Source organism: Marivita sp. S2033 (assembly GCF_046592965.1).
In the GTDB taxonomy this organism is placed as follows: Bacteria; Pseudomonadota; Alphaproteobacteria; order Rhodobacterales; family Rhodobacteraceae; genus Marivita.
On sequence record NZ_JBISBV010000004.1, the window covers coordinates 260,827 to 273,458 of the forward strand.

A 12,632-nucleotide genomic window follows, 5' to 3' on the forward strand; every position below is an offset into this window, starting at 1 on the left:
AATGCTCGACATGCATGTTATCTCCGACACCAATACGCCGCTCCCTGCCGAGCCCTACCATGCACGCCATTTCATCGATGGCAAGCTGGTGGACAGTGCCGACGGTGCAACTACTGAGCGTGTATCGCCCTCCCACGGCATCGTTGTCAGCCGCGCCGCCAGAGGCGGCGAAGCCGAAACGATCCGCGCCATCAAAGCCGCGCGCCGTGCCTTCGACGACGGCCGCTGGAGCCGTCTGTCGGGCAAGGACCGCGCGAAGGTTCTCAACCGGGTCGCCGACCTGATCGAGGCGAACGAGGAACGTCTTGCGATAATCGAAACGTTGGAGAGCGGCAAACCGATCAGTCAGTCGCGCGGTGAATGCGGCGGCGCGGGCGATCTATGGCGCTATGCCGCATCCTTGGCGCGCAGCGTTCATGGCGAAAGCCACAACACGCTGGGGGAGGATATTCTCGGCATCGTGCTGAAGGAGCCGATCGGTGTGGTGTCGATCATCACGCCGTGGAACTTCCCGTTCTGGATCCTCAGCCAGAAACTGCCCTTCGCACTCGCCGCCGGTTGCACGGCGGTGGTCAAGCCGTCCGAGATGACACCTTCGACCACCGCGATGCTGGCCGAACTCCTGGCCGAGGCCGGGCTGCCGCCGGGGGTCTGCAACATCGTGCTGGGACATGGCGATCCGGTGGGAAGCCTCATGTCGACCCAAGAGGATGTCGATATGGTCACATTTACCGGTTCGACGGCGGTGGGAAAGACGATCACCAAGGCGGCAGGCGACAGCCTCAAGAAAGTCGCGCTGGAACTGGGCGGCAAGAACCCGCAGGTCATCTTTCCCGATGCCGATCTCGAGGGTGCGGCCGATGCGGTGACCTTTGGCGTCCATTTCAACGTCGGCCAGTGCTGCAACTCGTCCAGCCGGATCATCGTACATCAGGACATTGCCGATGACTTTGTCTCCCGCGTGGTCGAACTGTCGCGGAATGTCGCGTTCGGCAACCCGCTGAACCCCGACACCCAGGTCGGCGCCATCGTGACACCGGAGCACAACGACAAGATCGACTCCCACGTGCGCGCTGCCGTCGCGGCCGGAGCCGAGGTCTGCCTTGGCGGCGCGTCACTGACGGTGCCGGGCCTGGGCGACCAGTTCTACCAGCCCACGATCATACGCGGCGTCACGCCGGACATGGCGATCGCCCGTGAGGAAGTGTTCGGCCCGGTCCTTTCGGTGCTGACGTTCCGCACGCTCGAGGAGGCAATCGCGCTTACCAATGATGCGAGCTACGGACTATCTGCTGGCGTTTGGAGCGATAATGTTCACACTTGTCTCGAATTCGCTCGGCGCGCGCAGGCGGGCACCGTCTGGACCAACACCTGGATGGATGGTTTCCCGGAGCTTGCATTCGGCGGCGTCAAGCAATCCGGCCAGGGCCGTGAAATCGGCAGCTACGGATTTGAAGAATTCCTCGAGGTGAAATCGCTCGTCATGCGGATTGGGCGGACGCGGGAACCTTGGGTCAAAAAGCGGTCGCCCTGATAGGCGGCCGCAAACCGAACCAGAAACGCAAACGGGAGGATACCATGCGTTATTTAGCCGGAACCCTGACTGCGGTGGGCGTATTGGCCATCGCTGGAACTGCATATGCCGAGGACGTCGAGGTCCTGCACTGGTGGACATCCGGTGGCGAGGCGGCGGCGCTCAACGTTCTCAAGGAAGACCTCGGCGCCGGCGGCATCGGCTGGGAGGACATGCCCGTGGCTGGTGGAGGCGGCACCCAGGCGATGACCGTGCTGCGTGCCCGCGTCACCTCGGGCAACGCGCCCACTGCCGTGCAGATGCTTGGCTTTGACATCACCGACTGGGCAAAGGAAGGGGCGCTCGCCAACCTCAACAGCCTTGCCGAGGACGAGGGCTGGAACGAAGTGGTCCCCGCCGCAATCCAGGACTTCTCGGTCTATGACGGCGAATGGGTCGCCGTGCCCGTCAACGTCCACTCGACCAACTGGCTCTGGGGCGACAAATCGATCCTGGACGAGCTGGGGATTGAACGGCCCACGAACTGGGACGAGTTCGTCGCCGCATTGCAGGCTGCAAAGGATGCCGGTTACGTCGCCCTCGCACATGGCGGCCAGCCTTGGCAGGACGCGACGATCTTTGACTCGGTCGTGATGGCGACCGGCGGTATCGACTTCTACCGTTCCGCGTTCATCGACCTCGACGAAGAGGCGCTCGGCTCGGACACGATGAAGGAAGCCTTCGACCGGATGGCTGTTCTGCGCGGCTTCGTCGATGACAATTTCTCGGGCCGTGATTGGAACCTCGCATCGGCGATGGTGATCAACGACGAAGCTGCCTTTCAGGTGATGGGTGACTGGGCCAAGGGCGAATTCCTGAACGCCGGAGAAACCCCGAACGAAGATTTCGTCTGCTTCCGTTTCCCCGGAACCGAGGACCAGGTGATCTACAACACTGACCAGTTCGCCATGTTCCGCCAGGGCGACGCGGTGTCGTCTGAACAGGCGGCGCTCGCCACGGCGATCCTGAGCCCGTCGTTCCAGATCGCCTTCAACAAGGTAAAGGGCTCGGTCCCTGCACGGACCGATCTGGATGCCTCCGAACTCGATGCCTGCGGACAGCAAGCTTATGCCGACTTCATCGAGGCAGCTGGCAGCGGCAACCTGATCGGGTCTTTCGCGCATGGCCACGCCAACCCCGCATCCGTGAAGAACGCGATGTATGACGTCGTCACCGCGCATTTCAACGGTGAATACGACAGCGAAACCGCGGTGCAGGAACTTGTCACCGCCGTGCAGATCAACAAGTAATCTGCACTCCCCCGGGAGGCGGTGATTTCAGCCGCCTCCCGGCACACTTTGCGGGAGATCAGACATGCCCGATACCGTGACGACACAGCACTCCGGACCGCTCGACCGGTTACGCGACACACTGCCGAAACTGGTGCTCGCGCCGTCAATCCTGCTGGTCGCGATCTTCGTTTACGGCTTCATTGCATTCACGATCTACCTGTCCTTCACGGACAGCCGCATCCTGCCCTCTTTCGGGTGGGTCGGCTGGCAGAACTACACAAACCTGTTCCGCATCCGCGCCTGGGATACGGCGATAACCAACCTGGTGATCTTCAGCGGGCTCTATATCTCGATCTGCTGCATCCTCGGTCTGCTGCTGGCGATCCTGCTGGATCAGCGCATCCGGGCGGAAGGGTTCATCCGTACCATCTATCTCTACCCGATGGCGTTGTCGTTCATCGTCACCGGCGTCGCCTGGAAATGGTTCCTGGACCCCGGCATCGGCCTCGAGGCGGTGATGCGCGGCTGGGGCTGGACGAGCTTCGAATTCAACTGGATCAAGGACAGCGACATGGCGATCTACACCATCGTCATCGCCGCCGTCTGGCAGACGAGCGGGTTCGTCATGGCCATGTTCCTCGCCGGATTGCGGGGCATAGATGGCGAGATGCTGAAAGCCGCCCAGATCGACGGCGCGTCCACTGTCGCGCTTTATCGCCGGATCGTGATCCCGCAACTGCGCCCGGCCTTCATGTCCGCCTTCGTCGTCCTCGCCCATATGGCGATCAAGTCCTATGACCTCGTCATCGCTTTGACGGGCGGCGGCCCCGGCACGGCGACCGAGGTGCCTGCGACCTTCATGTATTCCTACACGTTCACCCGCAACCAGATGGGGATCGGTGCCTCTTCGGCCGTCATCATGCTGATGACGATTGCCGCCATCATCGTGCCCTATCTCTGGTCCGAACTGCGGGAGAAAAAGTGATGGCGACAGCACCCACATCCAATGTGGTCACCGCCGATACCGGGTCGCCCGTGCCGACCGGGCGTACCTCGGTGCTGACAAAGCTGCCGCGCATCATCCTCTACCTGCTTCTGGCACTGTTCTGCATCTACTACCTGCTGCCGCTCTACGTGATGGTCATCAACTCGCTGAAGCCCCTGTCCGAGATCACCTCGGGCGGTATGATGGCAATGCCGGGCGATTGGACGACGGCGCCGTGGCGGAGTGCTTGGTCCTCCGCGCAGGTGGGCGTCCAGGCAACCGGTCTGCGCCCCTATTTCCTGAACTCGCTGATCATGGTGGTGCCCGCCGTGGCGATCACGACAATTCTTGGCGCACTGAACGGCTATGTCCTCACCAAATGGAGCTTTCGCGGCTCGACCCTCATCTTCGGCCTGCTGCTGTTTGGCTGTTTCATCCCGTTCCAGATTGTGCTCATCCCGATGGCGCGGATGCTTGGACTGATGGGTCTCGCGGGGTCGGTGCCGGGGCTGATCTTCGTCCACATGGTCTACGGCATCGGATTCTCGACGCTCTATTTCCGCAATTACTATGCCGCGTTTCCAACCGAACTCGTCCGGGCCGCGCAGATCGACGGTGCGGGCTTCTTCACCATCTTCTGGCGCATCCTCGTACCGTCGTCTGGGCCAATCGCGGTGGTCTGCATCATCTGGCTGTTCACCAACATCTGGAACGATTTCCTGTTCGGAGCCTCGTTCTCGGACTTCGACAGCCAGCCGATGACGGTTGCGCTCAACAACCTCGTGCAGTCATCGACCGGTGTAAAAGAATACAACGTTCACTTTGCTGGCGCCATCATGGCGGCGCTCCCCACTCTCTTCGTCTACATCGTCGCCGGGCGCTACTTTGTCCGCGGCCTGATGGCCGGCTCCGTGAAAGGTTGATCGAATGGGCTTTCTCGAAATCAAGAACGTGACCAAGTCCTACGGCTCCGTGAGGGTTCTCCACGAGACCAACATCTCGATTGAAGAGGGAGAGTTCCTCGTGCTCGTCGGCCCGTCCGGCTGCGGCAAGTCGACATTGCTGAACATGATCGCGGGGCTGGAGGGCATCACCTCGGGGGATATCGCGATCAAGGGCCGCAGCATGATCGGCGTGAAGCCCGCAGACCGCAACATCGCGATGGTGTTCCAGAGCTACGCGCTTTACCCGAACATGACCGTGCGCGGCAACATCAGCTTCGGGATGGAGATGCACGGCATCGCCAAACCCGAACGCGAGCGCAAGATCGACGCTGTCGCCGACCTGCTGCAAATCCGTCCGCTGCTCGACCGCAAGCCCGGCCAGTTGTCCGGTGGTCAGCGCCAGCGTGTCGCCATGGGCCGGGCGCTGACGCGCGACCCGGACGTGTTCCTGTTTGATGAGCCCCTTTCGAACCTCGACGCCAAGCTGCGCGTCGACATGCGCACCGAGATCAAGAAACTGCACCGGAAACTCGGCACGACCATCGTCTACGTCACCCATGACCAGATCGAAGCGCTGACCCTGTCGACGCGGATCGCCGTCATGTATGGCGGTTACGTCCAGCAACTCGGGACGCCCAAGGAAATCTATGACAACCCGGCGAACATGTTTGTCGCGGGTTTCATGGGATCGCCGTCGATGAACCTCTTTCCCGCCCGCCTGGCCACCTCGAACGGCGTGCCCGCAGCCGATATCGCTCTTTCGGACGGAACCACGGTGCAGGTGCCTTTCGCGCCTGGCCGTGCGCCGCAGGGCGACGGGCGTGATATCGTTCTGGGTATCCGCCCCGAAGCGATCACCGACCGCGATGGTGCGGATCGCAATTCGGACGCGATCCATGTGATCGAGGCTCCGGTCGAGATCACCGAACCTGCCGGGTCGGACACCTTTGTCGTCACGAACATGGGCGGCAAGGACGTGACGGGCCGCTTCCGGGCCGACGTCTCGGTGACCGCCGGAGACAGGTTTCCCTTCGCACTGAACATGGACAAGGCCGTCGTGTTCGATCCGAAGACCGAAGAACGCATCGCCTGACACCATGACCACGTCGCCCGACATCGTCATCATCGGCAGCGGGATGGGTGGCGCCACGCTTGCCGCGGGCCTCGCTCCGACCGGCGCGCGCATCGTCATTCTTGAACGGGGGCACCAGATTCCCGACGATGCACCGTCACGCGATCCATACCGGGTCTATGCCAACAGCGCGTTCCGCTCGGACGAGACCTGGCTGAACGAGACCGGCCAGCCGTTCACCCCGGGCAATTATTACAATGTCGGCGGAAACTCTAAGCTCTACGGCGCCGTGCTGTTGCGTTACCGCGCCGAAGATTTCGCCGCCCTGGAACATTTCGACGGCGTCTCGCCCGCGTGGCCTTTCCCCTATGAAGAGCTTGCCCCGTGGTATGAGCGGGCCGAGGTCCTTTACAACGTGCGCGGTGATGCGACCTCCGACCCGACCGAGCCGCCGCACGCGTCACCCTACCCGTTCCCTCCAATCCCTGACGAACCGTCGATCGCCAGTGTACGGGCAAGACTGGAGAAGGCGGGCGTGCGGCCGTTCAGCCTGCCCCTCGGTGTCGATATCGACCGTTGGCTGTCCCACGGCGCGACCGGCTGGGACGGCTATCCCGATCTACGCCACGGCAAGATGGACGCAGAAACCTGCGGATTGGCCGAAGCACTGGCCCATGACAACGTTACCCTTGTCACGGGCGCGGAGGTTACGGCGCTGAAGGTGGGTCCGGACAATCGCCGCATCGGCGAAGTCGTGTACCTCAAGAACGGCGAAGAGCTGCGCCTGACGCCGAAGATCGTTGCCGTCTGCGCGGGCGCGGTGCAGTCGGCGGCGCTGCTGCTGCGCTCCGGCGTTGCCAACAGCAACGACCAGGTCGGGCGCTGTTTCATGAACCACAATGCCAGTGCGGTGATTGCAATCGATCCGCGCTTCCGCAACACGTCCGTCTATCAAAAGACCTTCGGCATCAACGATTGGTATCTCGCCTCCGAAGACGGAAAACCATTGGGAAACATACAATTGCTGGGTCGGGTAACGCCTGAGATTCTCAAGATTCAGGTGCCCACCCTGCCGCGACCGGCGGCACGCTGGATGTCGAACCACGCGGTCGATCTCTACGTGATATCCGAGGATTTGCCCGACCCCGAAAGCCGCGTTTGCCTGGACGGAAACAGCGTCCAGCTTCTCTGGCGGCGCAGCAACATGACAGCGCACCGGAAACTGGTCGCCAAAACGAAAGAGACCCTCCGCTCCGCAGGCTTTCCGCTGACATTATCGCGCCTTTTCGACGGGCGCGTGCCTTCCCATCAATGCGGCACACTGCGCCTTGGCGACGATCCCGCACTCTCTGTCGTGGACCCGGACTGCCGGTCTTGGGACCATCCGAACCTCTTCATTGCCGATGCGGGCGTCCTGGCCACCTCTGCGGCGGTAAACCCCGCGCTGACCGTCGCGGCGCTGGCTCTGCGGACCGCAAAGATCATCGAGCGCGAGGTCGCAACATGACGCTGCAAGAGGGACAGGGGCCGTTCCAATGACCCGAGGCCCTGATTTCATCATTATCGGCGGTGGCAGTGCCGGATGCGTGGTGGCCGCCCGCCTGTCCGAAGATCCGGACACGAATGTTCTTCTGCTCGAGGCAGGGGGCGGTGACTGGAACCCGTTCTTCCATGTGCCGGCGGGCTTTGCGAAGATGACCAAGGGGATGGCGAGCTGGGGATGGGAAACGGTTCCGCAGCGCCACATGAAGGACCGGGTTTTCAACTATACCCAGGGCAAGGTTATCGGCGGCGGCTCGGCGATAAATGCGCAGATCTATACACGCGGCAACCCGCTCGACTATGACGATTGGCGCCAGCGCGGTTGTGTTGGCTGGGGCTATGACGATGTCTTGCCGTATTTCCGCAAGTCCGAGGACAACGACACGTTCGAAAACCGCTTCCACGGCAAGGGAGGGCCCTTGGGCGTGTCGCAACCGCGTGCGCCGCTGCCGATCTGCGAGGCCTATTTCGAGGCCGCCGCCGCCCTCGGCATCCCGAAAAATCCTGACATCAACGGCGAAACCCAGGACGGCGTCTGTTATTACCAGTTGACGCAGCGAAACGCGCGGCGGTCTTCCGCCGCGATGGCCTATCTGGCTCCGAACCGGCACCGCAAGAACCTGTCGGTGCGCACGCGAGCGCAGGTGAAACGTATCGTGGTCGGCAATGGCCGCGCGACCGGCGTGGAACTGGTCGATGGCACGATCCTGACCGCCGAACGGGAGGTCATCTTGTCATCCGGCGCGATCGGCTCGCCGCGCGTGTTACAGTTGTCCGGGATCGGTCCCGCCGATCACCTGCACAGCCTTGGCGTTCCGGTCGTTCTTGATCAGCCGCAGGTCGGCGCAAACCTCCAGGATCATCTCGATCTCTATTGCATCTGCGAGGTGTCGGGCCCGCACACATATGACCGGTTCGCCAAGCTGCATCTGTCTGCACTCGCCGGTCTGCAGTACCTTCTGACGCGCCGCGGCCCTGTCGCATCGAGTCTTTTCGAGACCGGGGGATTCTGGTACGCGGATCCCGACGCGCGATCACCCGATCTTCAGTTTCACCTCGGTCTCGGGACCGGCATCGAGAAAGGCGTGAAGACGATGCCCGATGGCGGTGTCACGCTGAATTCCTGCTATCTGCGGCCCCGATCCCGTGGCACCGTGCGCCTGAGGAGCCGCGATCCGGGAGAGGCTCCGCTGATCGATCCGAACTACCTTTCAGACCCCAGGGATCGGGAAATGTCGATCCGGGGTCTGAAGCTGACGCAGGAAATCCTCGGTGAAAAGGCGCTTGCACCTTTCATCCGGCGCGAACAGCTACCCGGCCCCGGTGTAAGAACGGACGCGGAGTATTTCGATTTCGTTTGCGAACATTCCAAGACATCTCACCATTGCACGGGCACCTGCCGCATGGGCCCGGGCGAGGAGGCGGTCGTCGACGTAAGGTTGCGGTTGAACGGCATAGACGGGCTGCGCATCGTCGACAATTCGATCATGCCGACTGTCATTTCGTCCAACACCAATGCCGCGGCGATCATGATCGGTGAAAAGGCGGCCGACATGATCAAGGCCGATAACGGTCTGTCAGGAGCTTCCTCGTGATCTGCCGATGCGCCCCACTCCGTTTCCGTGCCGCGCCCGAACGTGCGGAGACAACCCGCGCGATTTCGACCGTTACCGAGAGCGCCGCGAGATGCTGACGAAAAGACCGACCATCATAGATGTCGCACGGCACGCCGGCGTTTCGAAATCGACGGTGTCTCTGGTCTTGCAGAACTCGCCCTTGGTGAAGACATCGACGAAACGCCATGTCGAAGCCTCCATGGCGGCCCTGAACTATGTCTACAACCGCTCCGCCGCCAAGTTGCGCAGCGCGGGCACGGAACTGGTCGGCCTGGTGATCAATGACCTGAGAAACCCGTTTTTCACGGAATTCGCAGCAAGCGCGCAGATGGCGTTCGCCCGCAAGGGCTTTGCGACCGTCATCGCCAACACGGATGAAGATAGCGGGGTTCAGGCCAAGGTCATCGAATCCATGATCGAACATGGCGTGTCGGCAATTCTGGTTTCACCGGCTTACGGAGAACGCGACGCGTTGCACCAGATCGAGCGCGCCGGGGTGCCGGCGCTTCAGGTCTTGCGAAAAGTCGATTTCCGGACTGACCTCTTTCCCTTTGCCTCGCTCGATTATGAAACCGGCGGCACTCTTGCGACACGGCATCTTATTGACCTCTCGGCCCGAAACATCGCCTTCGTCGGTGGGCTCGCGGACCGCAAGATCACGCTCGAGCGGATGACAGGCTACGAAGCCGTCTTGGCCAATGCAAGCAGGCAGGCGTTGCATTTTCCGGGCCGTCCGTCTCGTGCGTTCGGGCGGGAGATGGCCCTCGCGTTCGCGGACAGACACCCGGACATCGACGCGGCGGTGTGTTTCAGCGACCTCGTGGCGCTCGGAATGCACGCGGGTTTTGCCGAAGCCGGTGTCACGCTCGGTAGGGATTTTCGCCTTGTCGGGTTCGACGACATCGAAGAGGCATCGCTCGTCTACCCCGCCCTCAGTTCCGTCCGATGCAATATCGCTGAATTCGGGGAGCAGGCGGCGGAAACGATGCTCGCGTGGATTGTCGATGGTATCCGGCCACCCGAGGAAAAGCGATCCCCGGTCCAACTGGTCGCCCGGCAATCGAGCACAGGTAAACCGGTGATTAGACCATGAACTGCATTCGCAATTGTGCCTTCCCGATCGGCTGTCATGTCGGAACAGGGACTCTCGGAAAGGGGTTGATCCGGTGACCATAGATGTGCCGCAGAATATCCTCGACGCACTGACCGATGTCGAGATGCCACGGCTTCCCGCCGAAGAAACGGCGACCGACGCGCTCGACATCGCAGGTTATGACGTCCCGCTTTACCGAAGTGGGTGCGTCGTGGTTGGAAGCGGTGCCGCAGGTCTGCGCGCCGCCGTCGAACTGAAGCGGCGCGGCGGCGAGGTTTGCATCGTCAGCCAGAGCGCCTGGGGGGGCACCTCGGCCTGTTCTGGCTCTGACAAGCAGACCCTTCACATCGCGAACACAGCTGACCAGGGCGATGATTACACCGAGATGGCTCGCGACATCCGCTCCGGCGGCGCCATGGACGAAGACACCGCCTATGTGGAAGCTGTCGGCTCCTCCCGCGCGATGGCGTCGCTGCAATTCATGGGATTGCCTTTGCCGCAGAACGCGCATGGCGCGACGCTGCGTTATCAGACCGACCATGACGAGGTTGGCCGCGCCACGAGCTGCGGCCCGCGCACCTCCCGCCTGATGGTCAAGGTTCTGGCTGAGGAAGCGTTTCGCCTCGGTGTCCCGTTCTTCAATCAGACCACCGCCATCGACATCCTCTTGCAGGAAGAGGGAGACGACCGTCAGGTCTGCGGACTGCTGACGGTCCGCGCCCGGGATCGCACCGACGACAATCCGCTGGGTCTTGCCGTGTTTCAGTCACCGGTCGTCGTCCTGGCCGCGGGTGGACCGGGAGAACTCTACCGCGACAGCGTCTTTCCCAACGGCTGTTTCGGGTCGCTCGGCCTGGCGATTGACGCCGGGCTGGACCTCGTCAACCTCACCGAAAGCCAGTTCGGGATCGGCACGAGGCGCGAGGGCTTCCCCTGGAACCTGTCCGGCACCTATGTCCAGTGCATTCCGCATGTCTATTCCGTCGATGCATCGGGCGAGGAGCATCATTTCCTCGCCCGCTATTACCGCACCACGCAGGAGATGGCGTCGAATATCTTCCGCAAGGGGTATCAATGGCCGTTCCACGCGACACGGATGCTGGATTTCGGGTCGAGCCTGCTTGACCTGGCGGTGTTCCGCGAGAGCGAAGGCGGGCGCAGTGTCCATCTCGATTTCAATCGCAACCCGCTGCCCGTTCCCGGCGACCTGCCGTTCAGCCTGGACCGGCTCGACGATGACGTGCGCGCCTATCTCGACGCCGCCGGGGCCGGTCACGACCTGCCGATCCAGCGCTTGCGCCATATGAACCCACTCGCGATCGAACTCTACCGACGCTACAAGATCGACATCGCCGAAGCGCCCCTCGAATTTGCCGTCAACAACCAACATATGAACGGCGGCATCTCGGTCGATACCTGGGGGCGAAGCAATGTGCGCGGGTGTTACGCTGTGGGAGAGGCCGCCGGAACGCATGGCGTCACCCGCCCCGGAGGCGCCGCATTGAACGCAGGCCAGGTGTTCGGAACGCGCGTCGGCGAACATATCGCCGCGAGTCGCCGGGCGCATGAACCGCAAGCGACGGATGTGAGCGCACAAGCGCGTAAGAGCGCTGAAACCGCGCTTAACATTCTGCGACCGGGGAGTTCACTGAGTGCCAAGAACATCCGCGCCAGCGTGCAGGCCCGCATGAGTGAAAAGGCCGGGATCATCTGCAACGCGGAAGATGTCGCGACAGCCCTAGTTGAAGCGCGCGCTCTCAATGCCGCGATCCGGTCTGAGGGCATAACCTATGACCGGCCTTCCGAAATTTCCCGCGTCCTGCAATGGCGCCACATGGCCCTCGCGTCCGAGGCGGTGTTGACGGCGCTCGATCATTTCATCAGATCCGGCGGCGGCAGCCGCGGTGCCCGCGCGATTTGCGATGCGCAAGGACAGGGATTACCATGGACAATCGACGGTCCCTTGCCCGACTACCGCTTCCGCACGGAAAGTGTCGACCAGAAAGTCGAACAGATCGTGGTCAGCAGGTCCGAAGACGGTTTCACAATCAGAGTACGGAAAAACCGGGCCTTCGACGAACGCGCCCGTTCGTTCTTCGAACGTGACTGGCCTGACTGGCTCTCCGGGTACATCTTTGACATCAACCAGCGCAATGGCGGCTAGTGCTGAGGCTTTGGACATCGCGCCGCCATCGGCGGGGCTGGCCGCGGGAGGGCGCAGCAGATAAACTCGGCACACGGAGGGCACAAAAGCAAAAAACCTCCGCGGTCGCACCAGCGGAGGCATCATAGCATAAGTTGGTTGCGGGGGTAGGATTTGAACCTACGACCTTCAGGTTATGAGCCTGACGAGCTACCGGGCTGCTCCACCCCGCGACAGTAACCATCGTATTAGAGAGACACGTTATTCAAGATGTTTGCTCGGTTTGGCGGTGACCTACTGTCCCACGTCTTGAGACGCAGTACCATTGGCGCGGTGGCACCGTGGAAAGCTGGGTGTGTCCAGATCAAATCTGCATCTTACTAGGTTTGGCGGTGACCTACTCTCCCACGTCTTGAGACGCAGTACCATTGG

General features: G+C 62.0%; 9 protein-coding genes and 1 tRNA gene. 9 read left to right on the plus strand and 1 reads right to left on the minus strand.

Features of this window, described 5'->3' with window-relative positions:
• The first annotated feature begins 1 nt into the window (after window position 1).
• From ACGKZZ_RS09995 to ACGKZZ_RS10035, 9 genes are all read left to right on the plus strand, one after another.
• Window positions 2–1,534, plus strand: coding sequence for an aldehyde dehydrogenase family protein (locus ACGKZZ_RS09995; RefSeq protein ID WP_411223405.1), 1,533 nt, complete (start codon window positions 2–4; stop codon window positions 1,532–1,534).
• 44 nt (window positions 1,535–1,578) lie between these two features.
• Complete coding sequence (locus tag ACGKZZ_RS10000) at window positions 1,579–2,823, plus strand: ABC transporter substrate-binding protein (protein ID WP_411223406.1); 1,245 nt, start codon at window positions 1,579–1,581, stop codon at window positions 2,821–2,823.
• Between the two features lie 64 nt (window positions 2,824–2,887).
• Entirely contained in the window at window positions 2,888–3,790 is a 903-nt protein-coding gene (locus ACGKZZ_RS10005; protein ID WP_411223407.1) for a carbohydrate ABC transporter permease, read from the plus strand.
• The gene (locus ACGKZZ_RS10010; protein WP_411223408.1) at window positions 3,790–4,713 is read left to right on the plus strand and encodes a carbohydrate ABC transporter permease; all 924 of its coding nucleotides are present in this window, start codon (window positions 3,790–3,792) and stop codon (window positions 4,711–4,713) included. Before ACGKZZ_RS10005 ends, ACGKZZ_RS10010 begins: the two co-directional genes overlap by 1 nt.
• Window positions 4,714–4,717: 4 nt before the next feature.
• Window positions 4,718–5,827 (plus strand): ABC transporter ATP-binding protein, encoded by a 1,110-nt coding sequence (locus ACGKZZ_RS10015; RefSeq protein WP_411223409.1) that lies wholly within the window; start codon window positions 4,718–4,720, stop codon window positions 5,825–5,827.
• Window positions 5,828–5,831: 4 nt separating this feature from the next.
• On the plus strand, window positions 5,832–7,313 hold the full coding sequence (locus ACGKZZ_RS10020; protein ID WP_411223410.1) for a GMC oxidoreductase: 1,482 nt from the start codon (window positions 5,832–5,834) through the stop codon (window positions 7,311–7,313).
• Between the two features lie 28 nt (window positions 7,314–7,341).
• Window positions 7,342–8,943 carry a GMC family oxidoreductase gene (locus tag ACGKZZ_RS10025; protein WP_411223411.1) on the plus strand — a complete coding sequence of 534 codons (1,602 nt, stop codon included), beginning with the start codon at window positions 7,342–7,344 and terminating at the stop codon, window positions 8,941–8,943.
• A 91-nt stretch (window positions 8,944–9,034) separates the two neighbouring features.
• Window positions 9,035–10,057, plus strand: a complete 1,023-nt coding sequence (locus ACGKZZ_RS10030) for a LacI family DNA-binding transcriptional regulator (protein ID WP_411223412.1) — start codon at window positions 9,035–9,037, stop codon at window positions 10,055–10,057.
• A 73-nt stretch (window positions 10,058–10,130) separates the two neighbouring features.
• Window positions 10,131–12,221 carry an FAD-binding protein gene (locus ACGKZZ_RS10035; protein WP_411223413.1) on the plus strand — a complete coding sequence of 697 codons (2,091 nt, stop codon included), beginning with the start codon at window positions 10,131–10,133 and terminating at the stop codon, window positions 12,219–12,221.
• Window positions 12,222–12,356: 135 nt separating this feature from the next.
• On the opposite strand, the gene ACGKZZ_RS10040 is transcribed toward ACGKZZ_RS10035, so the two are convergent.
• Window positions 12,357–12,433, minus strand: a tRNA-Met gene (locus ACGKZZ_RS10040).
• Window positions 12,434–12,632: the final 199 nt, after the last annotated feature.